The organism is Streptomyces sp. AC550_RSS872 (assembly GCF_019049285.1).
In the GTDB taxonomy this organism is placed as follows: domain Bacteria; phylum Actinomycetota; class Actinomycetes; order Streptomycetales; family Streptomycetaceae; genus Streptomyces.
Genome location: NZ_JAGMUL010000014.1, coordinates 1 through 25,078 on the forward strand (window position 1 = coordinate 1; position 25,078 = coordinate 25,078).

Below are 25,078 nucleotides of genomic sequence, written 5' to 3' on the forward strand. Positions count from 1 at the left end.
CACGAGCAGCTGCCCGTCCGCGCCCAGGCTCGCCAGTACGGCGCCGGCGCCCATCTCGCGCAGTTCCTCGGCGGCCTTCAGTGCGTCGCCTACGGTGGTCAGGGGGCGCCCGACCGCCTCCGCGAGCTCCTCGGCGTTCGGCTTCACCACATCGGGACGGGCGCGCAGGGCTTCGAGGAGGGCGGGCCCGGAGGTGTCCAGGGCGATACGCGCACCCCCTGCGTGCGCCCGGGTGACCACATCGGCGTACCAGGACGGGGCGAGCCCACGCGGCAGGCTGCCGCAGCAGGCGATCCAGGCGGCGTCGCGCGACTGCTCACGCACCGTCTCCAGGAGCAGCTCCTGCTCGGCCGCCGACAGCTCGGGGCCGGGCGCGTTGATCTTCGTGAGCACGCCGTCCGACTCCGCGAGCGCGATGTTCGAGCGGGTGGCTCCGGCGACCGGGACGGGTGCGACCTCGATGCCCTGGGCGTCGAGCAGGTCGGCGACGAGCGCGCCGGGCGCGCCGCCCAGGGGCAGCACCGCGACCGTGCGCTGCCCGGCGGCCGCGACGGCCCGCGAGACGTTCACGCCCTTGCCGCCCGGGTCCATGCGCTCGCCGGTGGCGCGGATGACCTCGCCGCGGTCGAGGGAGGGCACCTCGTAGGTGCGGTCCAGGGACGGGTTCGGGGTGACGGTGAGGATCATGCGCACTCGTTTCTAAACACACAGCACTTCCGTGCCGCCGCGCTCGATCGCGGTGGCGTCTTCGGGGCTCAGCCCGCTGTCGGTGATCAGCAGGTCCACGTCGCTCAGGTCACCGAAGCGGGCGAAGTGCTCCTGGCCGTGCTTGGAGGAGTCGGCGAGCAGCACCACACGGCGGGCGGCGGCGACGGCCGCGCGCTTCACCGCGGCCTCGGCGAGGTCGGGGGTGGTCAGACCGTGCTCGGCGGAGAAGCCGTTGGCCGCGACGAACAGGACGTCGGCGCGGATCTCGCCGTACGCCCGCAGCGCCCAGGCGTCCACGGCGGCGCGCGTACGGTGCCGTACCCGCCCTCCGACCAGGTGGAGCTGGACGCTGGGGTGGTCCGCGAGGCGGGCCGCGATGGGCAGGCTGTGGGTGACGACGGTGAGCGACGCCTCCAGCGGCAGCGCGGCGGCCATGCGGGCCACCGTCGTACCGGCGTCGAGGATCATCGTGCCCTCGGTGGGCAGCTCGGCGAGGGCCGCCTTCGCGATGCGGTCCTTCTCGTCGGCCGCCGTCGACTCCCGTTCGGCGAGGTCCGGCTCGAAGTCCAGGCGCCCGGCCGGGATCGCGCCACCGTGCACACGGCGTACGAGTCCGGCCCGGTCCAGGGCCTTCAGGTCCCGGCGGATCGTCTCCGCCGTCACCTGGAACTCCTCGGCCAGCGACAGGACGTCCACTCGGCCGCCGTCACGAGCCAGCCGGAGGATCTCCTGCTGCCGCTCCGGTGCGTACATGTCCGTTCGCCTCCGAACTGTGCCCGAACTTGTGGTTTCGCTGGGAGGCTACGCCCGGATTTCCGGAAAGTAAACAGGTTCGGGCTCAATCGGGCATGAACGGGCTCGCCGACGGGCTCTGAGGTGAGGAGACATGACGAGGGGCCCGGCACCGAAGTGCCGGGCCCCTCACCCCTGCCCCGTTGTCATGACACCAGCGCCGGTTCCTTCTCCGGGGTCGGCGCCGGCCCCTCTGCCGCTCCCTCGACGTGCTGCGCCGGGCGGCCCGGCAGCGCGAACATCAGCAGGAAGATCACGCCCATCACCGCGGCCACCCAGCCCAGCGCGTGCTGGAAGCCGTCCGTGAAGGCCGCCGCAGTCGCCTGCGGAGTCTGCGCGGCCTGGGGCAGCCGGTCGTCGACGACTCCGAAGAACACCACCGAGACCAGGCCGAGGCCCAGCGCGTTGCCCATCTGCTGCACCGTGTTGATGAGGCCCGACGCCGAACCGGCGTGCTCGCGCGGCACCTCGGAGAGGATCGCGTCCGTCAGCGGCGCCACGATCAGGCCCATGCCGACGCCCATCACGACCAGGGGCAGCGCCATCTGCCAGGGGGCGATGGACAGGCCGTAACGGTTCGCCTCCCAGATGTAGACCAGGACGCCGAGCGCCATCACCAGCGCGCCCGCCTGGAGCACCTTGCGGCCGAAGCGCGGGACCAGCTTCTGGACCGACATGCCGGCCGCCGTCGACACGGCGATCGAGAACGGGATGCCGGTCAGGCCGGCCTTCAGCGGCCTCCAGCCCAGGCCGAACTGCATGTACAGCGTCCAGACCAGGAAGAAGATGCCGAGCGCCACGCCGAAGACGGTCTGGACGGCGATGCCGGCCGCGAAGCTCTTCACCTTGAACAGGGAGAGCTCGATCAGCGGGGAGCCGTCGCGGGTGGCCTTCCTCTTCTCGTACGCCACCAGCGCCCCGAGGACGACGAGCGCCCCCGCCATCATCACGTACCCCCACGTCGGCCAGCCCAGCTCACGGCCGCGGATCAGCGGGTAGAGCAGCATCAGCAGGCCGAGCGTGACGAGGGCGACGCCGACGAGGTCCAGCTTCAGGGCCCTGGGTGCCTTGGACTCGGTGATGAAACGGCTGCCGAGGATCAGGCCCGCGATGCCGACCGGGAGGTTGATCAGGAAGATCGGGCGCCATTCGAGGCCGAAGAGGTTCCACTCCGTCAGCAGGGCGCCGAGCAGGGGGCCGGTGACCGCGCCGAGGCCGACGACCGCACCGAACAGGCCGAAGACCTTGCCGCGTTCGTGTGCCGGGAAGGTGGCGTGCACGATCGACAGGACCTGCGGGACCATCAGGGCGGCCATCGCGCCCTGGAGGATGCGGGAGGCGACCAGCATCTCCGGGTTCACGGCGAAGCCGCACAGGGCCGAGGCGAGGGTGAAGCCGCCGATGCCGATCAGGAACAGTCGCTTGCGGCCATGTATGTCGCCGAGACGGCCACCCGTGATCAGGCCCGCGGCGAACGCCAGGGCGTAGCCGGCGGTGATCCACTGGATCTGGCCGAACGTCGCGCCGGCCTCGCGCCGGATCGACGGGATGGCGATGTTGACGATCGTGACGTCGACCAGGTCCATGAACGCCGCGGTCATCACGATGGCCAGGGCGAACCAGCGGCGGCGGTCGCCTGCGGCGGGCTGCGCGGTGGGCTGTGCCGCGGGGTGGGGCTTGGGGTGGGGCTTGGGTGTTTGTTCTGTCTCGGCTGAGGTCATGGCTTGAAGGTAGTCCGGCAATAGGTCAGATGGTGTCCTAGTGGTGCGGCATGCTCGGAATCATGACGACGGATACTCCGGCACGGCTGCTGACGCTCCTCTCGCTTCTTCAGACGCCCCGCGAATGGCCCGGCGGCGAGCTCGCCGATCGGCTCGGGGTGTCCCGGCGTACGGTCCGGCGGGACATCGACCGATTGCGGGAGCTGGGGTATCCCGTGCAGGCGACCAAGGGCGCCGACGGGGGGTATCGGCTGGTCGCGGGCAAGGCGATGCCGCCGCTCGTGCTGGATGACGAGGAGGCCGTGGCCATCGCGGTCGGGCTGCGGGCGGGCGCGGGGCACGCGGTCGAGGGCGTCGACGAGGCGTCGGTTCGGGCGCTGGCCAAACTGGAGCAGGTGCTGCCGTCGCGGCTGCGGCACCGGGTGAGCACGCTTCAGGCCGCGACCACGCCGTTGACCAGTGGGGACGGGGCGAGCATCGCGCCCGAGACGCTGACCGTGATGGCGTCGTGCGTGGCGGGGCGCGAACGGTTGCGGTTCGCGTACCGGGCGAAGGACGGGGCCGGGTCGCGGCGGGTGACCGAGCCGCACCGGCTGGTGTCGACGGGGCGGCGGTGGTACCTCGTGGCGTACGACCTCGATCGGGGCGACTGGCGTACGTTCCGGGTCGACCGGGTGAGTGAGCCGTTTGCCACCGGGGTGCGGTTCGCCGAGCGGGAGTTGCCGACGGGGAGCGCGGCGGAGTATTTGCGGCAGTCGATTCGGCCTCGGCAGGAGACGTACGAGGTGATGGTCACGTTCGCTGCGGGGGTGGAGGTTGTCGGGGCTCGGTTGCCTCCGTGGTTGGGGGTGCCGGAGGCGGTGGGCGGGGGTGGGTGCCGGGTGCGGGCGGCTGTGAGTGAGCCTGTGGAGTGGCTGGCTGTGCGGTTGGCGATGGTGGGGTGCGAGTTCTCGGTGGAGGGGCCGGGGGAACTGGTGCGGTGCGTTCGGGAGTTGGGTGGGCGGTTGACGCGGGCCGGGGCTTGATGCCTGCGGCGGCCCGTGGCTCTTCGGTGGGGGTTCGCGTAGCGCCTTGCGGTGCGTTGGGGGGCGGGGCCGCGCCGGGGGGTGTCCGTCCTCGGTCGGGCGGCTCGGTGAGTTCAAGATGTGCTCTGCGTTGACGCCCGCCGCTGCGGGCGGACACCCCCCGACACGGCCCCTTCACACCGCGGGCGGCTGCGAGCGCGTCTCGGTGCGGCCCAACCCCTAGGGGCGCGGGGAACTGCGCGGCCGGCCCCCACTAGCCCGCAGCCGACGTCTTACTGGTGCCCGCCCATGCCCGTCCAAGGGAAGTTCCTCAACGCCGCCAGGTTGGCCTGGGCCAGGGCTGCCGGGCCCTCGGGGCCGTCGGCGGGGGCGTTGCCGGAGGCCCAGGTTTCTACCGCTACCCGGACGGCGGCGGCCGCTACGGCTGCTGCGAAGTTCAGGGCGGCAACGTTGTCTTGGCCGGTTCTTGTTGACAGGGCCTCGGCCAGGGTTCGCTCGGAGTCATGGCAGGCCTCGGCCCAGACCTTGCGTAGGGCCGGGCTGGAGATGGCCAGGCGGACCAGGGTGCGGACCCATTGCCAGGAGGACTCCGAGATGCCTGCGCCCGGGGTGAGGGTGTGGTGGAGGGCGTGTTCCAGGGCCTGGGGGACGGAGAGGTCGGTGGGGGCGTCGCGGACTGCCTCTGTCCAGCGGGTGGCGCCGGCCGTGTAGAGGGGGGCCACCGCCTCCTCCTTGGTGGCGAAGTAGCGGTAGAAGGTGCGCGGGGCGATGCCGGCGGCCTGGGCGATGTCCTCGGCTCGGGTGGCCCGCAGGCCCTGCTTCACGAAGAGGGCGGCCGCGGCTCGGGCGATCTCCATGCGGGTCGCCGCCTTGCGTCGCTCTGTGAGGGAGGGGGAGGTGCTCACGTTCGGCAGGCTATGCCCATGTGACACAATCTGCCATTCGGGTGGGCCACCCCGTGGTTCAGGTACGGGGTGGCCCGCCCTTCCAACGGTTGCGAAGGGGTTCCAGCCGAAGAGGAGCCGGGCCCGGCACCCAGGGGGGATGGGCGCCGAAGCCCGGCTCGGGGAAAGTCCCGGCGCCGGGGGGAGTGCGTCGGGACTTGGTCTGTGGGGGCGGTGCGGGATGGGGCCCCGGGTGGGTCCAGAGCCCGAACTCCCTTGCCCTAAGGGCTTGTTCCCGGGGGCCTGTCGGTTGAAGCGGCGTTACATCGCCATGTTTGCGCGGTCTTTCGCCACCCGGCGTACGCGACCGCCGGTGGTCGCACGCCCCCGGGTCGACTACGCCGCCGCGTCGAAGCCGGTGCTGCGGGCTAGCTTCTTCAGCTCCAGCAGGGCGTGCTTCTCGATCTGGCGGATGCGCTCGCGGGTGAGGCCGTGCTCCTTGCCGACCTCGGTCAGCGTGCGCTCGCGGCCGTCGTCGATGCCGTAGCGCATCTTGATGATGGAGGCCGTGCGCTGGTCCAGGCGGCCGATCAGGTCGTCCAGTTCCTCGCTGCGCAGGAGGGTGAGGACCGACTGCTCCGGGGAGACCGCGGAGGTGTCTTCCAGGAGGTCGCCGAACTGGGTCTCGCCCTCGTCGTCCACCGACATGTTCAGGGAGACCGGGTCGCGGGCCCAGTCCAGGACGTCGATCACCCGGTCCGCGTTGGAGCCGAGCTCGGCGGCGATCTCGGCGGGCTCCGGGTCTCGGCCGTGCTCGCGGTTGAACTCGCGCTGGACTCGGCGGATGCGGCCGAGCTCCTCCACCAGGTGGACGGGGAGGCGGATCGTGCGGGACTGGTCGGCTATCGAGCGGGTGATGGCCTGGCGGATCCACCAGGTCGCGTACGTCGAGAACTTGAAGCCCTTGCGGTAGTCGAACTTCTCCACCGCGCGCACCAGACCGGCGTTGCCCTCCTGGATCAGGTCGAGGAGGGGCAGGCCGCTGCGCGGGTAGCGGCGGGCCACCGCGACGACCAGACGGAGGTTGGAGCGGATGAAGATGTCCTTGGCCCGCTCGCCCTCGGCGACCAGGGCTTCCAGCTCTTCGCGGGTGGCGTCCGCCTTGGCCTCCTCGCATCCGTCGAGGACCTGCCTTGCGAACACACCCGCCTCGATGATCTGCGACAGCTCGACCTCTTTGGCTGCGTCGAGAAGCGGCGTGCGCGCGATCTCGTCGAGGTACATGCCGACCAGGTCGCGGTCCGCGATCTCGCCGCCATGGGCGCGAACACTGCTTGCCGCGTCGACGGCCTCGCCGGTGGCGGACTGACGACGGGCGACGGCACGGGTTGCCATGCGTGCTCCCTTGCGATGTGGGGCGGGCGGGTGGTCCTTGAACGCTTGGGACTCTCCTCGAGTGCCCTGCATCCGATGGAAACAACGACTGGAATCAGGACAGAATTCCCAACCCGCACCCCTATTTTTCTGATCTTGCAGTACCCTGTCCGGCCACATGAGGAGGAACGATGCCGTCGGGACGTACAGAGGTGCAGGTCAGACCGGGAGTCGAGGGTGACCTCGAAGCCCTCACCGACCTCTACAACCACTATGTACGTGAGACGCCCATCACGTTCGATACTGCTGTCTTCACGCCGGAAGAACGCCGCCCTTGGCTGCTCTCCCACCCTGAAGACGGCCCGCACCGGTTGATGGTTGCCGTGGAGGGCGGGTCCGGAGGGAAGTCACAGCGGATTCTGGGCTACGCCACGTCCAGCGCCTTCCGGCCGAAGCCCGCGTACGGCACCTCGGTGGAGGTCACCGTCTACCTCGCGCCGGACGCCGGGCGGCGGGGCGTCGGCACCCTTCTCTACAAGGCCCTGTTCGAGGCCCTGGCGGAGGAGGACGTGCATCGCGCCTACGCCGGGATCGTCACGCCGAACGAGGCGTCCGCCCGGCTGCACGAGCGGTTCGGCTTCCGGCACGTCGGCACGTACCGGGAGGTGGGGCGCAAGTTCGGCCGGTACTGGGACGTCGCCTGGTACGAGAAGGAGCTCTGAGGCGGCGCGGCTCAGCCGAACTGCACCGAGCGCTTCGCCAGGCCCATCCAGAAGCCGTCGATCACCGACCTCTGCGTGGCCTCCAGTTCGCCCGCCGCGTCCGCCGCGCCCATCGTCACGAACAGCGGGGCGAAGTGCTCGGTGCGCGGGTGGGCGTAGCGGCCGGCCGGGGCCTTGTGGAGGAAGTCCAGGAGTGAGTCCCAGTCGCGGGTCTCCAGGGCCCGGCGGCCCCAGTCGTCGAACTCCACGGACCAGGCGGGGATGCCGCCCTGGCGGAGGGCGGCCAGGTTGTGGGTGAAGAAGCCGGAGCCGACGATCAGCACGCCCTCGTCACGCAGCGGCGCCAGCTTGCGGCCGATCTCCATGAGTTTCACCGGGTCGAGGGTCGGCATGGAGATCTGTAGGACAGGGATGTCGGCGGCGGGGTACATCTCGACGAGCGGAACGTAGGCGCCGTGGTCGAGGCCGCGGTCCGGGATGTCCTGGACGGGCGTGCCGGGGGCGCGCAGCAGCTTCCGTACGGACTCGGCGAGTTCGGGAGCGCCGGGGGCCGTATAGGTCACCTGGTAGTAGTGCTCGGGAAATCCCCAGAAGTCGTAGACGAGAGGAACGGTCTCGGTGGCACCGATGGCGAGCGGAGCCTCCTCCCAGTGGGCGGAGACCATGAGGATCGCCTTCGGGCGTGGCAGGTCGGCGGACCATGCGGCGAGCTCGGCGGGCCAGATCCGGTCGTCCGCGAGCGGCGGTGCGCCGTGGCTGAGATAGAGGGCAGGCATGCGCTCCTGCGTGGCGGCGGACATGACGGCGACTCCCTCCTGGGGCCCGAAGCCCAAATGCTTCAAATCTAAAGCTTCCCTGTTGAAGACCGTACGCCCAGGTAATTAAAATTTCAAGGAGAGCTCTCGTACAGTGGAGTACATGAATACGGCATCGACCTCGGAACCGCGCTGGCTCACCGACGAGCAGCAGCGCGTATGGCGTTCCTACATCGACGCGACCACGCTCCTCGAGGACCACCTGGACCGCCAGCTCCAGCGGGACGCCGGCATGCCGCACGTCTACTACGGCCTTCTGGTCAAGCTCGCCGAGTCACCGCGCCGCCGGCTGCGGATGACCGAGCTGGCGATGTACGCCAAGATCACCCGCTCCCGTCTCTCGCACGCCGTCGCCCGGCTGGAGAAGAACGGCTGGGTGCGGCGCGAGGACTGCCCCGACGACAAGCGGGGCCAGTTCGCGGTGCTGACGGACGCGGGCCAGGACGTGCTGCGGCAGACGGCGCCGGGCCATGTGGAGGCCGTACAGCAGGCGATGTTCGACCGGCTCACCACCGAACAGCAGAAAGCCCTCGGCGAGATCATGCGGATCGTCGCCGAGGGCCTACAGCCGAGCGAAGCAGGTGCGGACCTGCCCTGGCTCCGCTGAACCGCTCATTCAGGGAGCCGGGGCAGGTCCTGGCGGCCGTACGTACGGAGCGTCCCCATCCCCGTACGTAGGCCGAGTCCCGAGGGGTACGGCCGGGACGGTCGTCGTCGGGCTCAGTGCGCGACGACCGGAACCGGCACCTCCTCCGCCGCGCCCTCCTCGGAGGACCCCACCGTCGTACCGCCCGGCCGGCCGGCGTTGATGAAGGTCAGGGCGATGGCCGCGGCCACGACCAGGATGCCGACGGCGAACCAGATGGCGCTGGTGTAGCCCTGCACCATGCCCTCCAGCTGGACCAGCTGCTGCTGGGACCGGCTGGACGCGCCGGCGATGTGGTCGGCGATGTAGGACGTGGTGGCCGAGGCGGCGATCGTGTTCAGCAGGGCCGTACCGATCGCGCCGCCCACCTGCTGCGAGGTGTTGACCATGGCGGAGGCGACACCGGAGTCCTGCGGCTTGACGCCCAGCGTGGCCAGGGACATGGCCGGCATGAACGCCGTACCCATGCCGAGGCCGAGCAGGACCATCGCCGGCAGCAGGAGCGTGGTGTACGAAGAGCCGATCTCCAGCTGGGTCAGCAGCAGCATGCCGAGCGCGGCGACCAGGAAGCCGGGACCCATCAGCAGTCGCGGCGCCACCCGGGTCATCAGCCGGGTGCCGATCTGGGTGGACCCGACGATCATGCCCGCGATCATCGGCAGGAAGGCGAAGCCGGTCTTCACCGGCGAGTAGCCCTTGACGATCTGAAGGTAGTAGGTGAGGAAGAGGAACAGGCCGAACATCGCGATGATCGCGAGGCCGAGCGAGAGGTAGACACCGCCGCGGTTGCGCTCGGTGATCACGCGCAGCGGCAGCAGCGGGGCCTTGACCCTGGCCTCGACGAGGACGAAGGCCAGCAGCAGCACGCCGGAGGCGACGAACATGCCGACCGTCATCGAGTCGCCCCAGCCCTCGGACTCGGCGCGGGTGAAGCCGTAGACCAGCGAGACCAGACCGAGGGTGGACAGGATCACGCCGGGGATGTCGAGCGAGGAGCGGTTGCGGCCGCCCTCCGGCTCACGGATGACGAACCAGGCACCGGCCGCGGCGATGACGGCGAACGGGATGTTCACGAAGAACGTCCAGCGCCAGTCCAGGTACTCGGTGAGGAAACCGCCGAGGATCAGACCGACGGCACCGCCACCACCGGCGATGGCGCCGTAGATGCCGAACGCCTTCGCGCGCTCCTTGGCGTCGGTGAACATCACGGCGAGCAGCGAGAGCGCGGCCGGGGCGAGCAGCGCGCCGAAGGCACCCTGGAGGGCGCGGGCGCCGAACATCATGGCCTCGTTGGTGGCCGCGCCACCCAGCGCGGAGGCCGCGGCGAAGCCGCCGAGACCGATGACGAAGGCCCGCTTGCGGCCCCAGAGGTCGGCGATACGGCCGCCGAACAGCAGCAGACCGCCGAAGGCGAGGGCGTAGGCCGTGACGACCCACTGCTTGTTGCCCTCCGATATGCCCAGGTCCTGCTGGGCGGAGGGCAGGGCGATGTTCACGATGGTCGCGTCGAGGACGACCATGAGCTGGGCCAGCGCGATGAAGACGAGCGCTTTCCAGCGGTTGGAATCGGCGGCACCGAGGGTGCTGCCTGGAGCCTTTGCGGCCGTTTCGGACATGGGGGTACCCACTTCGGGACTTCGTGACGGAAAAAGGGCGTCTGGCGGAACGAAAAAGGTGACTCAAGGGGACGGCTCGTCGGCTGTGACGGCCGGTGAGAATCGGTGCGGCGACGAGCGCCGGTGTGATGACTGCTGTGGCGCTCTGAACTGATCGGTCAGGCCTGGCGCAGGTCCTCCATGGTCAGCGCCGTACCCGGCAGGACCGAGCGGGCCGGGGCCCGCAGTCCGTCCAGGAACAGCTGCAGATGGCGGTGGACGTAGCGGTCGGCGTTGGCGCACCCGGTGCCTGCCGGAGGCCGGCTGAGCTGGGCCACGGCGATCATGACGTCGCCGACGTCCACGTCGGAGCGGAGCTGGCCGGCCGCCTTGGCGCGGTCCATGATCGCCCCGATCAGCTGCTCGGACCGCACCCGCGAGACCTCCAGGTCCGGGTGGTTCGCGTCGAAGGTGCTCTGGATCATCGGGCACAGCGCGCTGATCCGCTCGTCGGCCGCGGTGTGCACGAAGCGCTCCAGGGCCTCGAAGGCATCCCCGGTCTGCGCGAGCGCGAGTTCGGCCGCCGCCACCGTACGGTCCATGACGGAGCAGACGACCTCGCGGACCAGCGCGTCGCGGTCGGGGAAGTTGCGGTACACCGTGGCGTTGCCGACACCGGCCCGGCGGGCGATCTCGTCGAGCGGCACGTCCGGGCCGAACTCGACGAACATCTCCCGGGCGGCGGTGACGATCCGCTCCCGGTTGCGCAGGGCGTCGGCGCGCGGCCGGGGCGCCTTGCGCGCTACGGGGGTCACGGTCTGCACGGCGTACTCCTGATGCTGCTGAAGTGATGCTGCTGAAGTGATGCTGCTGAAGTGATGCTGCTCAAGTGATGCTGCTGAGGTGATGCTGATGTGGCGGCGATCCGGGGAAGGTCTCCCCGTTTCGCTCGGACACATGGCTAAACGGGGAGAGGGTCCCCGGTTATTTCCCGTCCCGCATCAGATTTTATGTGACCTGAGTCACAAGCAGTTGGCGGAAGAACCCACGTTCGGTCTCCTCCAGCGCGCGCCCGCGCAGCCCTCCCCACAGGGTGATCGAGAGGGTGCAGCACGCAGTCCGGCGGCTGCCATGGACTGAAGGGCCCATGCATGCAGCCGAAGCGTCGGATACGCCCCCGCCGTGTGGCCGCCCTCGCCTCCGTGACCGTCCTGACCGTGGCGGTCAGCACCTCGGCAGGCACCGGACACCTCACGGCGGGTACCTCGACGGCGGCCGGAGCCAGCCCGATGCCTCCGGTCCACTCCTCCGCACTCGGCCCCTGTCTGATCAGCGGCCGGCCCACCGTCCAGATGTCGGAAGGCATGCCGACCACCCGTGGCTACGCCCGCTCCACCGGCACCGTCCGCGCCCTCACCTTGATGGTCGACTTCTCCGACGCACCCGGCCCGGGCAAGGCCTTCGACCGTTTCGCGGAGTTCTTCCCGCAGACCCAGAACTGGTTCCGCACCAGCTCCTACGGCCGCCTCGACTACCGCCCCGAGACCCCGGTCCCCCGCTGGCTGAGGATGCCCAAGTCGTTCCGGGCGTACGGCATAGAGCGCGGCGCGCCTTTCGATCCCGGGTACCGGAAGCTGGTCCAGGACATCGTGGTCGCGGCCGATCCCAAGGTGGACTTCCGGTCGTACGACTTCCTGAACGTACTGGTGACCCCGAACGCCGGCCCCTCGGCCCTGGACACGGTCCTGTCCGTGACCTTCGCGGGCAACGCGGAGGCGCCGGTGGCCGACGGCGTCTCGGTGACCAACGCGTCCTTCGTCTACTCCCGCCAGGACGACGGCTCCGGCACCTACCACCGCACCGGCTACCGCGTCCTCCCCCACGAGAACGGCCATGTCTTCGGTCTGCCCGACCTCTACACCGCCGAGGGCGGGGGCACGGTCGGCCACTGGGACATCATGAGCGAGGACTGGGGGGCCAACAACGACCTGCTCGGCTGGCACAAGTGGAAGCTGGGCTGGCTGGACGCGGCCCAGGTCCGCTGCGTGGCCACGCCCGGCACGGCCGAGTACCCCCTGACGCCGCTCGCCCGCGAGGGCGGCCCGAAGCTGGTGTTCGTACCACTGGACCGCCGCACCGGCTACGCCGTCGAACTGCGCACCCGCGAGGGCAACGACGAGGCCGTGTGCCGCCCCGGCGTCCTGATCTACAAGGTCGACGCCGACGTCGACACCGGGATGGGCCCGGTGAAGGTCCTCGACTCCCACGAGGACAGCGGCGGCTGCACACGCAGCCCGAACGTCCACGCCGAGCTCTCGGACGCGACGTTCGTGCCGGGGGAGGAATTCCGGGACGAGAAGCGGGGGGTGCGGGTGGAGGTGGTGGGGGCGGATGTGGACGGGGGGTATCGGGTGCGGGTGACACGGGAGTAGGGGCATTTCCAGCCCCTCCGGCGCCTGGCTCTTTCAGCCCTTCCGGCGCCTGGCTTCTCAGTCCTTCCGGCGCCTGGCTTCTCAGTCCTTCCGGCGCCTGGCTTCTCAGTCCTTCCGGCGTCTGGCTTTTTCAGCCCCTGCGCCGTCTGGCTTCTCAGCCCCTGCGCCGTCTGGCCTTTTCCCCCGGCGTCTGGCTTTCAGCCCTCGACGTCTGGCTTCTGAGCCCCTCCGGCGTCTGGCTTTCAGCCCTCGACGTCTGGCTTCTCAGCCCCTCCGGCGTCTGGCTTCTTCAGCCCCTCCGGCGTTTGAGGAGCGGGGGTCCAGGGGGCGGAGCCCCCTGGCGGGGTCGAAGGGGCGGAGCCCCTGGGGATGGGACGGGTAGGGGCGGCGGGGGCGAGAACCACTTACGGTTGGCCCTGCCACGAACGCCGACCGGAGAACCGATGCCCGCGAAGACGCCCATGGACGACCGCACCGTACCCCCCGAGGCGGTCACACCGCTGATCCGTGGCGTCGCGGTACTGCGGCAGCTGACAGAGGCCGACGGCACACTCAGCGCGAGCGGACTGGAGCGGGCCACCGGACTCGCGCGCTCCACGGTGGACCGGATCGCCGCCACGCTCGCCCGCATGGGGTACGTCCGTCTCGACGGACGCGACGTGCTGCTGGCACCCCCCGTCATGGAACTGGGCAACGCCTACCTGGCCGCCCTCGGCCTGCCCGCCCTCCTCTCCGCCCACGCGGACGCACTCGCCGACGACCTGGACGAGTCGGTGTCGCTGGCGGTCGGCGACCGCGACGGCATCCGCTTCATCCACCAGGCCACCCGCCGCCGCGCGATGTCCCTCAGCTTCCGCATCGGCGACCTGCTCCCGGCCGAACGCACCGCGCCGGGCCCGCTGTTCGCCACGGAGTGGACGGACGCACGGTGGCACGCCTGGCGCGAACGCCGGGCGGCGGACCCGGAGGACCGGGGCTTTTCGGCCGTACCGCCCCGGGAACACCTGTCCTCCGACGAGGACTTCGCCCGCCGGACGCAGCGGGCGCGGGAGGACGGCTGGGCGCTGGACGACCAGTTGATCGAGCCGGGGTTGGTGGCGGTGTCCGTGCCGGTACGTAATCCGCGTGATCAACGTGATCAACGTGATCCGCGTGATCCGCGTGATCCGCGTGCGGGTGGCGGTCGGATCGCGTGTGTGGCGAGCGTGGTGAGCCACACGAGCCGGCACACCGCCACTGACCTGCGCGACACGCTCCTCCCCCGGCTGCGGGCCGCGGTCGCGGAGATGGAACGCGAGCTGCGTGAGGCGCCGGAGCCGCGCCCCGGCACGGCTCCGGCGGGCCTCGCCGTCTGGACGGGGGCTTCCAAGCAGGAACTCGGCAGGGAGTTCGTCGAGTCACTGGCGCGCGGGCTGACCGTGCTGACCGCCTTCGGCGAGGGCCGGGCCGAGCTGACCCTCACGGACGTGGCCCGTGCCACCGGGCTGGCCCGGGCCACGGCACGCCGCGCGCTCATCACCTACGAACATCTCGGCCTGGTACGCCAGTCGGGGAACCGGGGTTTCGCGCTGACCCCTCGCGTCCTGTCCCTCGGCTACCCGCCCCTGTCCCGCGTCTCGCTGGCACAGATCGCGACCCCGCATCTGGCCGAACTGGCCGACCGCGTCCACGAGTCGGCGTCCCTTGCGGTGCTGACGCCGTCGGGCGAGGAGGTCCAGTACACCGCCCGGGCCGCCACCAGCCGCGTGATGAGCGTCAACGTCACGGTCGGCACCCGACTGCCGGCCTACGCCACGTCCCTGGGCCGGGTGCTGCTGGCCGATCTCCCGCCCGAGGAGCGGAAGTTGGGCGACCTGTCTCCCCTGACCCCGCGTACGACCACGGACCCCGCGACGCTGCGGGCCACCCTGGAGGACGTCCGGAAGCGGGGATACGCCCTGGTCGACGAGGAGTTGGAGGCGGGGCTGCGGTCGGTGGCGGTACCGGTGCGCGACCGTACGGGGCGGGTCGTCGCGGCGGTGAACGTGGCGATGCACGCTGCTCGGCGCTCGGTGGAGGAGTGCGTGCGGGACGTGCTGCCGGTGTTGATGGAGACGGCGGGTCGGGTGGAGGGGGATCTGCGGGTGGCGGGCCGGTTCGCCCGGGTGGCGATGGCTTGAGGCCCGCGGGGCTCGCTGGTATTCGGGACCGCTTCGGTTTCAGCCGTCGTAGGGCCTGGCGGCGCGGCCCTCGCGCAGGGTGAGCCCCCACCAGGCGAGCTGATCCAGCAGCACGGCGGCGGCCTTGCCGGTCCCGTCCTGATCGTGCGGCCGCCCGGCCTCGTCGAACTGCTCCCAGGCCATGTGAAAGCTGACGGTGTCGCGCAGGGTGACGGCGTGCAGTTCGGCGAATACCTGCCGCAGCTGCTCCACGGCCCGCTGTCCGCCGGCCATGCCTCCGTACGACACGAACCCGACCGGCTTGGCCCGCCACTCCCGGTAGACGTAGTCGATGGCCAGCTTCAGGGCGGCCGGGTAGCCGTGGTTGTACTCGGGCGTGACGACGACGAACCCGTCGAGGCCTTCGATGCGTTGGGCGAGGGTCGGCGCGTCGCCCGGGGCGTCGGAGCGCTCCAGGGTGAGCTTGAGTTCGTCGGCGAGGGCGGGTTCGGAGAGATCGATGACATGGGTCTCCATGTCGTCCCGCCGCCCGATCTCCGACACGAACCACCGGGCCACCTTGTCGGCGAAGCGGCCGGGGCGGACGCTGCCGATGAGGACGCCGATCTTGAGTGGGGGCTGGGAGGGCTGGGAGGGCTGGGAGGAGTGGGAGGAGTGGCGGGCCGGGGAGGTCCGGGACGTGAGGGTGGAGGTGGGGTTGGACATGGAGTTGGACATGGGCGTGTGCCTCGATTCCGTGAGGGGAGGTCGGTAGAGGCAACGTAAAATCTCAAGTTCACTTGAGGTCAATGCGGAACCTGGCCCGGTACTCGCTCGGCGTAGTGGCAAGGCGGCGGCGGAACGCCCGGATGAGGGTGTCGACGGTGCCGAACCCGCAACGGGAGGCGACGCGTTCCAGCGTGTCGTCGGTGGTCTCCAGCAGGTTGGCGGCTCGCTCCACCCGGGCCGACTCGACGTAGGCGTGCGGCGTCGTACCGAGTTCGGTCTTGAAGATCCGGGTGAGCTGACGGTCACCGACGTGCATGTACGCGGCCAGGTCCGGGACGGTGAGGCGTCGGTCGAGGTTGTTCAGGATGTGATGCCGCAGATCCTCGACGCGCCGGGTCGTGGACACCTGCTCCAACGGCACGCTGAACTGCGACTGCCCGCTGGGCCGCTTCAGATACATCACGAGCCGCCGGGCCACGCGCAACGCGACGCTCTCCCCGAAGTCCTCCGCGACGAGCGCGAGGGACAGGTCGAGGCAGGCGCTGATACCCGCACCGGTCCAGACCTCACCGTGCTCCCCCTGCTGACGGATGAAGATCGGATCCGGGTCGACCAGCACCGCGGGATGGTCGGCGGCGAGCCGTTGCGCGGTCGACCAGTGCGTCGTGGCGCGCTTGCCGTCGAGGAGCCCCGCGGCGGCGAGGATGTGCGCACCGACGCACACCGAGGCCACGCGCCGGGTGCGTCCGGCCAGCGCCTTCACCCGGGCCACCGTGCCGGGCTCGGCAACGGGGTGGATGCGCTGCTCGCTGTCGACCTCGACCGAGCCGGGCACGAGCAGGGTGTCGATCGCCCGCGCGCCGACCTCGTCGAACGTGGCGTCGGGCAGGATCCGCACCCCGGCCGCCGTGGTCACCGGCTCCAGCGTCTCGGCGGCCAGTACGACCTCGTAGCCGCCCTGTTCGGTGGCTTCCCTGGGGACGAGAGAGAAGACCTCCGGCGGGCCGGTGACGTCGAGGAGATCGACGCCTTCGAACAGCACGATCACGATCAACCGGTTCACGTTCCCCACCCCACCCTGTGCCGCGCTGACGTGCTGCCCCGCCGGCGTCGGTTTCTGCAAGTAGTGCGTCATTGCGGGTGCTTCGGTCCGGGCCGTAGCGTCGCATACGGGTTCAACGGACTGTTGACCACGCTGTTGAACGGTCCGATGAACGGACCGTTGAACGGAGGGTTGTACGGACCGTTGAACGGACGGTTGTACGGACAGCTCAACGGACTGTTGAACCCCACTCACCACACCCCCACCCACCCACTCCCCCGCCCCTTGGAGACGACTGTGCCGAGCAAGACGTTGCGCGAACTCGCCGGTGCCGACAACAGCACGCCGGCCGCCCTCGCGTCCTCGACCCTCATCCTCGTCGACTACCAGAACACCTACACCCGCGGCGCGATGGAACTCGACGGCTGGCAGCCGGCCCTGGACGCCGCGTCGGACCTGCTGTCCCGGGCCCGCGCGGCCGGCGCCGCGATCATCCACGTCCAGCACGATGACGGAGAGGGTTCGCTCTACGACATCCGCCAGGACATCGGCCGGATCCACCCCAGCGTGGCGCCGATCGAGGGCGAGCCCGTGGTCGTCAAGCAGGCCCCGGACTCCTTCCACGGAACCGACCTCGGCAAGCTCGTGGACGAAGCCGGGAACGAGACCGTGATCATCGCCGGGTTCATGACCCACATGTGCGTCGCGTACACGTCCGCGTCGGCCGCCCTGCGCGGCAACGAGCCCACGGTCCCGGCGGACACGTGCGCCACCAGGTCGATCGTCGACGTCACCGCCGACGAACTGCACCGCAGTGCGCTTGCGGCCATCGCGGATGCGTACGGGGTCGTGGTCGCGTCGGGGAGCGAGCTGGTCTAACGCGTCGGACGGCGGCGCGACGGGAGAGGCGCCCTTGACCTCGAGCAAGCTTGAGGAAGGAGTCTTCCCGCATGAACACCAACGGGATAGACCGACAGCGCCAGCGCCAGCACCAGCACCTGACCGACCGCGCCGAGATCACCGACCTGCTGGACCGCTACCTGCGCTCCCTGGACGACGGCGTCTTCGACCAGGAGTGGGCCGACGCCTTCCACACCGAGCACGTGACCGCGGAGATGCCCATCGGCACCGTCCACGGCCGCGCTGCCCTGCCGGCCCATGTCCGCCAGGGAATGACCCTGTTCGACCGCACCGTGCATCTCGGCACCAACACCGTCATCGAGATCGACGGCCCCCGAGTCACGGCCCGCGGCGCGCAGTCTCAGCACCCACGTCCCGCACGTCCTGGCGGACGGCTCGGCCGACGTCTTCCTCTCCGCCGGCCACTCCGACACAGAAGTCGTCAAAACGCCCGACGGCTGGCGCATCTCCGCCACATCCCTCCGCGAGGCCTGGCCCCAGGGCACCCCTCCCACCTCCCGGCCGGCCTGGTCCCGGCCCGCACGGCCAAGATCCGAAGGACCAGAGCAGCCCCCGCGGGCCGCTAATACACCGGCGCACAGCCACGCCTGACCTGCGCAAACGAGAACCTGCCCACGACCGATCCCGCATCCGCTAGGCTAGGCGCCGGATCTCCGCGAGATCCGGATGTTCCTTGCCTTCGTAGCTCAGGGGATAGAGCACCGCTCTCCTAAAGCGGGTGTCGCAGGTTCGAATCCTGCCGGGGGCACAGGTGCCTGACCAGGCACGGGGCTTCGAACAGCCCCTCGGAGTGATCTCCGAGGGGCTGTTTTCGTGTATGCGGGGAGGTAACGCTAGGCGACGTCTTAGTTACGGGTTTTCTACCGACCCCACGGGGTCGTCGGCGGCCTCCTGCTCGAACTGGGGCATCAGCAAGGTGTAGGTGTCCGTGTGGCTCGCGATCACCCCAACCGGAGATGTGACCGCTCACCTGGCGGCAGGAAGTACCTCCAACGTCACCTGGATCAGTCTGGATGGCGCCGCCTGCCGCCTGGACGCACCCGACGAGGTCGACTGAGTCGAGCCCGTCACCGCCCGGCAGCGGTCTGGCTGGCCCTCCATTCAGGAGCCTCGGGCGTGTCCTGGAACTCCAGGAGGTGCTGTCCGGCGAGCCGCTGCAGGGCGGCGCGTACGTCTGCCGGTGTGACGTAGAAGAACTCCCGGCGGAGGTTGACCCGGTTGACGCGGCGGGACTCGAACTCCTGGTGCAGGCGGCGTTCCAGGCCGACGGCGTCCTCACTGAAGATCAGGGCGTGTACGTCGAAGCGGAAGGGGACGGACGCGTCCCCGAGTTCGATGACGCGGTCCATGGGATCGAGGCGCCGGGTCATACCGATCTTGACCATGCGTTCGCCGAACGCTCCGACGTTGGAGATGACGTAGACATATCCGGCCCGGATGTTGGCCTCGCGGGCCTCGACCGCCTCCAGTTCGGCGCCCAACTCGGCGAGTTTTCCTTCGAGTTCGGCGATGGCGGCCGCATCGCCGGTGCCGGAGCGCAGGCGGCGCAGGGCGCTCTCGTAGTGGCTGCGTTCCTTCTCCAGCCGCTGACGCTCGCGCTCGATCTCGCGCTGCAGGCGCTCCTCCTCGCGCTGCTGGGCCCGTAGCTCCCGCTGCTCCTCCCGCTCGGCCTCCTTCCTCACCAGGTAGTCGGCCGTCAGCTCCAACTCCTGCACCCGCAGCCGGTGGTAGTCATCGCCGATGCTGATCTGCATGGTGGCGCCGAGCCGGGCGATCGACTCCCGCGTCTTGCCGAGCCGGTCGATCAGCGAGTCGAGCCGGTGCGGCTTCATGCCGCGCACTGCGTTGTCCGCCTCGGCGTTGTACGCGCGCAGCATCAGCTTGGAGAAGTCACGGACCATCTTGCGGCCCTTGGCAGCTGAGCCGTCCACCATCCAGTACTGGTTCCCGAGCACGGCCCGATCGTCCCTCGCCAACTGCTTGTAGCGGGCCTTGAGACTGTCGAGCCGGTCCTTGTAGGCGAGCGCGTCGGCGAGCGGATGGCGGTACTCGTAAATGCCGGCCTCTTGCAGCATCCGCGTCTCATCGGTGAGCACCAGATCCCGGCGCGCGGCCGTGAGGCGCTGTTCGGCCTCCGCCGTCTGGCGAGCCATGTCGTCGGCTTGGCGGCGCACGTCAACCAGGGACTGCGCGGCGCTCTCGGCGGCGTGCTCTATCTTCTCGTCGAGGAGAGCGTCGATCCGTCCGATCTCTTGGAGCTTCTCCTCATGCGCGCGGCGCAGTCGCTGCTGCTCGGCGGCTATCTGAGCGCTGTCGGCTCCGATGAGACGACTCAATTGCTCCGTCAGCTGACGGTTGTCTTCCTGTAGTCCGCGTACCTGTGTTTCCATCAGCGCCAGCTCGCCCGCCAGACGCGCCGCCTCGGACTCCGCTTGCTTACGGCGCCGGCCGAACAGGCCACCGCCTGTGGCCGGGACCGTCGCCTGGGGACCGTAGGGGGACTGCCGAGGAACGGGTGCGCTCGGCTGCGGCACGGCCCCTTCCGGGATCCAGATCTGCCAGCCTGGGGGTGTGGGCCATGCGGGATCCGGTTCCCAGCCCGGTGGCGGGCTCCACCCCTCCGGCGGGGCGGGCCAGGTGGGCGGCGGGTTGAACCGGTAGGTCATGGGGCAACGACTCCTGTCGCGAGGGCGAGAGACGGCCGACGTAACCCCGATGCCGTCCGGCAGCCAGCGGGCCGAGTCGAACGTACTCGGCCTTGTGGACCTTCGTCCTGCCATCTCCTGTTTTTGGCCCTCCTGGCAGCAGATCCGACGAGGTGGGTGAGCCGCAGGGAGCCGTTAGACGCTGTTGTCGTTCCGATCTTGAGGGGTGTGTGTCGAACAGGAGTCTCGATCGGGTGATCGGCGTCGGCTGTGGGCATGAGAACAGGGCCTCTTGGTAGCTCGGGGTTGCGAAGCCGACCGAGACCCAGGAGACCCGACGAGTCCTACCGCCTACCACCGCAGACCGCGGAGCTTCTGGCCTACCTCGAACTGCGCGAAGGGCGAACCGCTCACCGCTCCGCGATCATCAGATCCCTGTGGCCTGACAAGGCGGAGCGCCTCGGGCGGCGCAGGCCGAGCCGACTGCTGTGGCGGGTGAACCAGGCCGCACCCCGGGAGCTGGTGATCACGGAGGGCGAGACCGTACGCATCTCGGAAGTGCTCACGAGCGACTGGCAGCAGGCACACGATGCTCTCGCCCACCCGGACTGGCCGCACACGCCATCCCTCACCAACGATCTCGAACTGCTGCTGCTCCCTCTGTTGGTCGACGTGCATTCGCCATGGATTGAGGAACATCAAAGGACGTGGGATCAGCGCAGGTTCTATGCCCTGCGTGAAGCGGGCGAGATCCTGCTGTCCGGCGAGCGACTGCGGGAAGCCGTCGAGATCGCGGAGCTCCTGGTCACGTGGGAACCGCTTGACGAGCCCAGCCATCTTCTTCTGATACGTGCCCACCTGAAGCTGGGCGCCCCGGGAAGATCCACGGAGTTGTACCAAGAATTCCGGCGCCGCCTGCGGAAGGAGCTCGGAGTCGAGCCCGCGTTCGAGCTCGCGCATGTGACATCTCTGGCCGAATGATCATGGCTTGGCCGGCATGGGCCTGGACGCCTACGTAATAGGCGGACCAGCTGTCATGGATCCGGTCAAGGTCAACTCTGCGCCACGCACATTCTTCTATCGGCCCGCGGCGCCAGCGCTACCCGGCTGACGAAGTGGCCGGCCAACCGAAAGGTCCGCAATCTCGCTGCTCAGGCGCTGAACCCCTGGGGCGCGAGCAAGCCGAACGCGCTGTTCTTCGAGCGCGTCGCCGAGGTCACTCCGTTCTGCAATGACGAGATCCTCTACGTTGGCGACCGCGTCGACAACGACCTTTGCCCGGCCGTCGCCCCGGGCATGCACGCCGCGCTGGTCCACCGTGGCCCTTGGGCGACGATCCGGTGGCGAAGCGAGGAAGCCGAGAAGCTCCCCACCTTCCGAGTGGAGAGCCTTGTGTGTACCGGGTTTTGCGCTGAAAGCCTCAGGTTTCACTCAACTGCGCTTACGTCGAACAGAGTTGCCACATAGGGTCGGTGATCGGCGGCCTGTTCGGTCGTTTTCACCGAGGAAATCAGGGGGAATCACGTGCGCCTCGCGCCCAGGATCATCACAGCCGGCTGCGCCACCGTCGTACTCGCCGGCATAGGCATCGCACCCGCGTCGGCGGACACACGCGCGGGGGTCGGTCCCCTGGTGTGTCCGCCGGACCGGGGATACGACTTCTCCGGCAGCCGCAACTACTACAGGGATATGGAACCCCGATCCGGAGGTGATAGCGGTACGACAATCAGCATCACCTTCCACAAGGGAAAGACGACGACGTCCACCGTGGGCGGATCAATCTCGGGCGAAGCGAAGGTGGTCTTCGCCAAGGCGGAGGCGCAGTTCGACTACCATTTCGCGTGGCAGTGGACGAACAGCTCGACCTACACGTGGTCGTGGAAGGTGCCGGACACGATGAGGCATGGTTACCTGCACGCGGGTGTGAAGGTCAAGTACACGAAGTGGAACTACAACGAGACGCGGCCCGACTGCACCACCAGGGTGATACGCAGCGGAGAAGCGCGGCTGGTCTACGAGGGTCGCGAAACCTGGCACGGAACGAACTGATGCGCAGAACACGTCTGGCCGTACTGCCGGTCATCGTCGTCCTGGCCGCCGGATGCAGCGAGAACGCCGCACCCCGCCCGGCCCCCACCTCCACCGAGTCGGCCGTCCCACGGGTGTCCGATCCGGACCACCCCGACGGCGGTGAAAAGAAACCTGGCCGCCTCGGACCCGGTACGGTCAAACTGCCTGTATCTGCCGACCGGATCGCCGAACTCGGCGTGCGCTATACCTGCCTCGGACCCGCAGGGGGTCTCGTGGTCCGTAACGGGACGGCGCTGAATGCCGACGTCGGCGACTGCCACGACGACGCCACGTACGGTGCCAGCATCAAGGCGAAGGATCTGAACGGCCGAAAGTTCGGCAGTGAGATCACCGTCACGGTCGACAAGCGGACGAGGTGGCGTATGTCCGTGGACATCACCGACAAGGACGGTGTGAGGCAGACCGTCCACAGCTGACGCCTTGGCGAAGCCCCCGTGAGCATCCGCCCAACGCGGGGCAGGCCGGAGCCTCCATCAAACCCGGGGTGGCTCTGTATCTGTCAACCGGCTTGATACAGCCTGCGGTTGCGCTGTTCATCGGTGAGCATGACCCGCCAGACGTAGTCGGCCAGGCGACGCTTGAGACAACGCTTGGCTTCCTTAAGACTCCGGCCGCTGTCAGGACGGCTCTCCGCCGGCAGCGAAGTGCCCTTCGTCCTCGAGGGACCGGTCCGGCGGCCCCGGGCACGGCCGACCGCCCCTGACGCATCGGGTGAAGGTGAAGCGAAGGTGGCCACCCCTCTGTCCGCGGACAAGTTCCTGTCCGTTCTCAAGAACGCACGACTTGGCGTTGTCGAACACGGATCCTGGCGCACCCACAACCGCGACCAGCACGGCAACTGGGGCCCCGTGAACGGGGTGATGATCCACCACACGGGCGCGTACTCCTCCGCGTCTTGTGCCTCCCCCTGGCCACGCCGCGCGCACCCGCGACCTGTGGCACGAGGTCGCCCAGTCGGCCCGGAACGGATTCAGCACACATGAGCCGGGAAACCCTGGGAACCTGCAAAAACCACCGAGACATGTTTTTCAGGTCAAACGCGGTCATGGCGGAGTTTCCCCAGGTCACGACCTTGATCAGAGAAAACTCCTAAAGCGGGTGTCGCAGGTTCGAATCCTGCCGGGGGCACAGAACAAAGGGCCAGCTCAGGAGGGGTTTCCTCCCAGGCTGGCCCTTCGTCGTTACAGATGCCGTGCCACACGCGCAGCTCAGCGCACGGTGCCTGCGGTGCGCTCCCGGTGTCCCTCATGGTCGGGGGAGCCGCAGTGGCCCGGCTCGCGTTGCGCCTCGCCGAGCCACAGGTGCGGGACGTACTTCCGGATCGCCTCCACCAGGGGCTCCCGGTACCTGGCGTACTCGCCTGTGGTCGCGAAGCGATAGCGCAGGCGCGGGAGGCCGGGGTGAATGGGTTCCTCGTCGCGGACCAGGCCCCACAGGACCGGATCGTCCCGGTCGATCGGGCCGCCGGGGCACAGCTCGATCGAGTACTGCCTGACACCCCGGTCGGTCTCGCTCCAGTGGACGGCAACGCCGACGAGGATGTCCCAGCGGATGACGTTTTGCCCCGCGCTGTTGCGCAGCCACAGCCCTGTGTCGTCGATGCTTACGGCCTGCGGGCGGAGCGCAAGGGCCGAGCGGATGAGCTTGAACCCCGAGTAGCCGATGGTCGCGAAGAGCAGTGCTACGAGTCCCACCGGCTGGGGGTCGTTGCCGTTGAGCCCGGCAGTGATGATCACCGCCAGGACCACGAAGCAGACTCCGATCACCATGAAGATCCCACCGAGCACAAATCCCTGTCGGGCGACGCGCTGGGCGTAGTGAATGACTGTAGCGGTGGGGGCGGGACCAGATGTGGGGGAGATCGACATGATCCGAGAGTCTAGGCAGGTTCCGGCAACCACAGGCCGACCAACCATCTCCTTCACCCGCCTTCACCGAAGCGTTTGCCAGAAGGTCAGCACGCACCACGACGCCTTGCGGTCCGCGCCACAGCCGTGCGGCGCCGAGCCGGGCTTCGTGGCCGTCGTCGCGTACGCGGACGCACATCCGGTCGGCTACGCCTACCGCCATCGAGCGCGGTGACCGCCACTGGCCTCGCACCAGCCCGGCGCCGACCGACATGGACACCAAGCATCCGCCGCGGCTCCGCAGGAGGTCGGCATCGGGCCGGCCTGGCGGAAGACCGGCGCTGCCCGTCGTGTCCATGACGGCTCCTCGTCACTCGCGACGAGCCGTTCGTGACGCTCATGGTCAACCCTGCCGCCGGCGCGGGAACGTCCACGCGCTCTACAAGTCGTGGGGATACGAGGACATCGGCCAGAGCCAGCCATCACCGGCCTCGCCCGTGCTCACCATGATGATTCGCGCCGGCCGCTGACCGGCCCCACCGACAAGCTGATGCACGCTCAGCAGTGGCTCCCGGACAGACTCCGCGCGCTTGGGTCGACCGGTGACCAAGAACGAGCGGCACAGCAGGCCCAGTTGGACGAAACCGACGGTGAATCCGGGGTGGTGCCAGGCGCTCATCCCTGATCGTCTCGCCGGCCTCGATGCCTCGGTCATGCGCTGGCAGAAGGACGTGTGTCGTGCCTGTCGGCGGCCTTGCCCTCAGTGGCAGCTCCAGCACGTCGCTTCCTCCATGCCCGAACGGCAGCGGCTGTGGCTGCTGCCACCGCCGCTGTGACGAGTTGGGCGGGAAGCTCCGTGAGCAGCCCGTGGACAGCGAGATCGAAGGCGTGCCGGAGGGCGTTCATCGTTCGGACTCCCGAATGGCTGAGGCTGAGTGGCCAGTTGCGGCT

General features: G+C 69.3%; 23 protein-coding genes, 1 tRNA gene and 2 pseudogenes. 14 read left to right on the forward strand and 12 right to left on the reverse strand.

Features of this window, described 5'->3' with window-relative positions:
- The 3 genes from KUM44_RS04885 to KUM44_RS04895 all read right to left on the reverse strand — a co-directional run.
- Window positions 1-687 (reverse strand): 1-phosphofructokinase family hexose kinase (locus KUM44_RS04885; RefSeq protein ID WP_217206499.1); only part of this gene is annotated, 687 nt, incomplete at its 3' end.
- Window positions 688-699: 12 nt separating this feature from the next.
- Window positions 700-1,461: a DeoR/GlpR family DNA-binding transcription regulator gene (locus KUM44_RS04890; RefSeq protein ID WP_217206500.1), complete on the reverse strand. Its 762-nt coding sequence runs from the start codon at window positions 1,459-1,461 to the stop codon at window positions 700-702.
- Window positions 1,462-1,646: 185 nt separating this feature from the next.
- Window positions 1,647-3,221 (reverse strand): MFS transporter, encoded by a 1,575-nt coding sequence (locus KUM44_RS04895; protein WP_374202014.1) that lies wholly within the window; start codon window positions 3,219-3,221, stop codon window positions 1,647-1,649.
- A gap of 62 nt (window positions 3,222-3,283) precedes the next feature.
- Here KUM44_RS04895 and KUM44_RS04900 point away from each other — a divergent pair, with 62 nt between their 5' ends.
- Window positions 3,284-4,246: a YafY family protein gene (locus KUM44_RS04900; protein WP_217206501.1), complete on the forward strand. Its 963-nt coding sequence runs from the start codon at window positions 3,284-3,286 to the stop codon at window positions 4,244-4,246.
- A gap of 272 nt (window positions 4,247-4,518) precedes the next feature.
- On the opposite strand, the gene KUM44_RS04905 is transcribed toward KUM44_RS04900, so the two are convergent.
- Window positions 4,519-5,103, reverse strand: a complete 585-nt coding sequence (locus KUM44_RS04905) for a TetR/AcrR family transcriptional regulator (RefSeq protein WP_217206747.1) — start codon at window positions 5,101-5,103, stop codon at window positions 4,519-4,521.
- A gap of 423 nt (window positions 5,104-5,526) precedes the next feature.
- Window positions 5,527-6,525, reverse strand: coding sequence for an RNA polymerase sigma factor RpoD/SigA (locus KUM44_RS04910; RefSeq protein ID WP_217206502.1), 999 nt, complete (start codon window positions 6,523-6,525; stop codon window positions 5,527-5,529).
- 170 nt (window positions 6,526-6,695) lie between these two features.
- Between KUM44_RS04910 and KUM44_RS04915 the strand changes: the two genes are divergently transcribed.
- The gene (locus tag KUM44_RS04915; protein WP_217206503.1) at window positions 6,696-7,226 is read left to right on the forward strand and encodes a GNAT family N-acetyltransferase; all 531 of its coding nucleotides are present in this window, start codon (window positions 6,696-6,698) and stop codon (window positions 7,224-7,226) included.
- Window positions 7,227-7,237: 11 nt separating this feature from the next.
- Here KUM44_RS04915 and KUM44_RS04920 read toward each other — a convergent pair whose 3' ends face one another.
- Complete coding sequence (locus tag KUM44_RS04920; protein WP_217206504.1) at window positions 7,238-8,026, reverse strand: dioxygenase; 789 nt, start codon at window positions 8,024-8,026, stop codon at window positions 7,238-7,240.
- A gap of 118 nt (window positions 8,027-8,144) precedes the next feature.
- Between KUM44_RS04920 and KUM44_RS04925 the strand changes: the two genes are divergently transcribed.
- Window positions 8,145-8,648: a MarR family winged helix-turn-helix transcriptional regulator gene (locus KUM44_RS04925; protein WP_217206505.1), complete on the forward strand. Its 504-nt coding sequence runs from the start codon at window positions 8,145-8,147 to the stop codon at window positions 8,646-8,648.
- A 113-nt stretch (window positions 8,649-8,761) separates the two neighbouring features.
- Here the strand turns inward: KUM44_RS04925 and KUM44_RS04930 are convergent, their stop codons facing one another.
- Window positions 8,762-10,303: an MFS transporter gene (locus KUM44_RS04930; protein WP_217206506.1), complete on the reverse strand. Its 1,542-nt coding sequence runs from the start codon at window positions 10,301-10,303 to the stop codon at window positions 8,762-8,764.
- 158 nt (window positions 10,304-10,461) lie between these two features.
- A complete protein-coding gene (locus KUM44_RS04935) occupies window positions 10,462-11,106 on the reverse strand; it encodes a TetR/AcrR family transcriptional regulator (protein WP_217206507.1) in 645 nt (214 codons plus the stop codon).
- A gap of 327 nt (window positions 11,107-11,433) precedes the next feature.
- On the opposite strand from KUM44_RS04935, the gene KUM44_RS04940 reads away from it, so the two are divergent.
- Window positions 11,434-12,714: a M6 family metalloprotease domain-containing protein gene (locus tag KUM44_RS04940; protein ID WP_217206508.1), complete on the forward strand. Its 1,281-nt coding sequence runs from the start codon at window positions 11,434-11,436 to the stop codon at window positions 12,712-12,714.
- Window positions 12,715-13,157: 443 nt separating this feature from the next.
- Window positions 13,158-14,873, forward strand: coding sequence for an IclR family transcriptional regulator C-terminal domain-containing protein (locus tag KUM44_RS04945; RefSeq protein ID WP_217206509.1), 1,716 nt, complete (start codon window positions 13,158-13,160; stop codon window positions 14,871-14,873).
- 39 nt (window positions 14,874-14,912) lie between these two features.
- On the opposite strand, the gene KUM44_RS04950 is transcribed toward KUM44_RS04945, so the two are convergent.
- Together KUM44_RS04950 and KUM44_RS04955 are read right to left on the reverse strand one after the other, a co-directional pair.
- Window positions 14,913-15,590, reverse strand: a complete 678-nt coding sequence (locus tag KUM44_RS04950; protein ID WP_254389057.1) for an NADPH-dependent FMN reductase — start codon at window positions 15,588-15,590, stop codon at window positions 14,913-14,915.
- Window positions 15,591-15,648: 58 nt separating this feature from the next.
- Window positions 15,649-16,653, reverse strand: a complete 1,005-nt coding sequence (locus KUM44_RS04955) for a GlxA family transcriptional regulator (protein WP_217206749.1) — start codon at window positions 16,651-16,653, stop codon at window positions 15,649-15,651.
- Window positions 16,654-16,920: 267 nt separating this feature from the next.
- Here KUM44_RS04955 and KUM44_RS04960 point away from each other — a divergent pair, with 267 nt between their 5' ends.
- From KUM44_RS04960 to KUM44_RS46705, 4 genes are all read left to right on the forward strand, one after another.
- Window positions 16,921-17,502 (forward strand): isochorismatase family protein, encoded by a 582-nt coding sequence (locus tag KUM44_RS04960; protein ID WP_217206510.1) that lies wholly within the window; start codon window positions 16,921-16,923, stop codon window positions 17,500-17,502.
- 71 nt (window positions 17,503-17,573) lie between these two features.
- Window positions 17,574-18,110: a nuclear transport factor 2 family protein gene (locus KUM44_RS46700; protein ID WP_302185962.1), complete on the forward strand. Its 537-nt coding sequence runs from the start codon at window positions 17,574-17,576 to the stop codon at window positions 18,108-18,110.
- 109 nt (window positions 18,111-18,219) lie between these two features.
- Window positions 18,220-18,292 (forward strand) — tRNA-Arg (locus KUM44_RS04970).
- A gap of 180 nt (window positions 18,293-18,472) precedes the next feature.
- A complete protein-coding gene (locus KUM44_RS46705; protein WP_302185963.1) occupies window positions 18,473-18,601 on the forward strand; it encodes a hypothetical protein in 129 nt (42 codons plus the stop codon).
- 10 nt (window positions 18,602-18,611) lie between these two features.
- On the opposite strand, the gene KUM44_RS04975 is transcribed toward KUM44_RS46705, so the two are convergent.
- Window positions 18,612-20,210, reverse strand: coding sequence for a DUF4041 domain-containing protein (locus KUM44_RS04975; RefSeq protein WP_254389059.1), 1,599 nt, complete (start codon window positions 20,208-20,210; stop codon window positions 18,612-18,614).
- Between the two features lie 474 nt (window positions 20,211-20,684).
- Here KUM44_RS04975 and KUM44_RS04980 point away from each other — a divergent pair, with 474 nt between their 5' ends.
- From KUM44_RS04980 to KUM44_RS04995, 4 genes and pseudogenes are all read left to right on the forward strand, one after another.
- Window positions 20,685-21,170, forward strand: a complete 486-nt coding sequence (locus KUM44_RS04980; RefSeq protein ID WP_217206511.1) for a bacterial transcriptional activator domain-containing protein — start codon at window positions 20,685-20,687, stop codon at window positions 21,168-21,170.
- Between the two features lie 186 nt (window positions 21,171-21,356).
- Window positions 21,357-21,656: pseudogene (locus KUM44_RS04985) on the forward strand (HAD family hydrolase); the annotation flags it as partial.
- A 57-nt stretch (window positions 21,657-21,713) separates the two neighbouring features.
- Window positions 21,714-22,238, forward strand: a complete 525-nt coding sequence (locus tag KUM44_RS04990; RefSeq protein WP_217206512.1) for a hypothetical protein — start codon at window positions 21,714-21,716, stop codon at window positions 22,236-22,238.
- The gene (locus tag KUM44_RS04995; protein WP_217206513.1) at window positions 22,238-22,696 is read left to right on the forward strand and encodes a hypothetical protein; all 459 of its coding nucleotides are present in this window, start codon (window positions 22,238-22,240) and stop codon (window positions 22,694-22,696) included. The genes KUM44_RS04990 and KUM44_RS04995 overlap by 1 nt, the downstream gene beginning before the upstream one ends.
- 792 nt (window positions 22,697-23,488) lie before the next feature.
- On the opposite strand, the gene KUM44_RS05000 is transcribed toward KUM44_RS04995, so the two are convergent.
- Window positions 23,489-24,049, reverse strand: a complete 561-nt coding sequence (locus KUM44_RS05000) for a hypothetical protein (RefSeq protein ID WP_217206514.1) — start codon at window positions 24,047-24,049, stop codon at window positions 23,489-23,491.
- 229 nt (window positions 24,050-24,278) lie between these two features.
- On the opposite strand from KUM44_RS05000, the pseudogene KUM44_RS45050 reads away from it, so the two are divergent.
- Window positions 24,279-24,657, forward strand: a pseudogene (locus KUM44_RS45050) (GNAT family N-acetyltransferase); the annotation flags it as partial.
- Window positions 24,658-25,078: the final 421 nt, after the last annotated feature.

What these genes read in the sequence shown, in the direction of transcription:
- KUM44_RS04920 (WP_217206504.1), bottom strand. Translation starts at nt 8,026, where the DNA reads ATGTCCGCCGCCACGCAGGAGCGCATGCCTGCCCTCTATCTCAGCCAC.
- KUM44_RS04925 (WP_217206505.1), top strand. Translation starts at nt 8,145, where the DNA reads ATGAATACGGCATCGACCTCGGAACCGCGCTGGCTCACCGACGAGCAG.
- KUM44_RS04945 (WP_217206509.1), top strand. Translation starts at nt 13,158, where the DNA reads ATGCCCGCGAAGACGCCCATGGACGACCGCACCGTACCCCCCGAGGCG.
- KUM44_RS04975 (WP_254389059.1), bottom strand. Translation starts at nt 20,210, where the DNA reads ATGACCTACCGGTTCAACCCGCCGCCCACCTGGCCCGCCCCGCCGGAG.
- KUM44_RS04915 (WP_217206503.1), top strand. Translation starts at nt 6,696, where the DNA reads ATGCCGTCGGGACGTACAGAGGTGCAGGTCAGACCGGGAGTCGAGGGT.
- KUM44_RS04940 (WP_217206508.1), top strand. Translation starts at nt 11,434, where the DNA reads ATGCAGCCGAAGCGTCGGATACGCCCCCGCCGTGTGGCCGCCCTCGCC.
- KUM44_RS04995 (WP_217206513.1), top strand. Translation starts at nt 22,238, where the DNA reads ATGCGCAGAACACGTCTGGCCGTACTGCCGGTCATCGTCGTCCTGGCC.
- KUM44_RS04910 (WP_217206502.1), bottom strand. Translation starts at nt 6,525, where the DNA reads ATGGCAACCCGTGCCGTCGCCCGTCGTCAGTCCGCCACCGGCGAGGCC.
- KUM44_RS04930 (WP_217206506.1), bottom strand. Translation starts at nt 10,303, where the DNA reads ATGTCCGAAACGGCCGCAAAGGCTCCAGGCAGCACCCTCGGTGCCGCC.
- KUM44_RS04890 (WP_217206500.1), bottom strand. Translation starts at nt 1,461, where the DNA reads ATGTACGCACCGGAGCGGCAGCAGGAGATCCTCCGGCTGGCTCGTGAC.
- KUM44_RS46700 (WP_302185962.1), top strand. Translation starts at nt 17,574, where the DNA reads ATGAACACCAACGGGATAGACCGACAGCGCCAGCGCCAGCACCAGCAC.
- KUM44_RS04895 (WP_374202014.1), bottom strand. Translation starts at nt 3,221, where the DNA reads ATGACCTCAGCCGAGACAGAACAAACACCCAAGCCCCACCCCAAGCCC.
- KUM44_RS04900 (WP_217206501.1), top strand. Translation starts at nt 3,284, where the DNA reads ATGACGACGGATACTCCGGCACGGCTGCTGACGCTCCTCTCGCTTCTT.
- KUM44_RS04950 (WP_254389057.1), bottom strand. Translation starts at nt 15,590, where the DNA reads ATGTCCAACTCCATGTCCAACCCCACCTCCACCCTCACGTCCCGGACC.
- KUM44_RS05000 (WP_217206514.1), bottom strand. Translation starts at nt 24,049, where the DNA reads ATGGTGATCGGAGTCTGCTTCGTGGTCCTGGCGGTGATCATCACTGCC.
- KUM44_RS04905 (WP_217206747.1), bottom strand. Translation starts at nt 5,103, where the DNA reads ATGGAGATCGCCCGAGCCGCGGCCGCCCTCTTCGTGAAGCAGGGCCTG.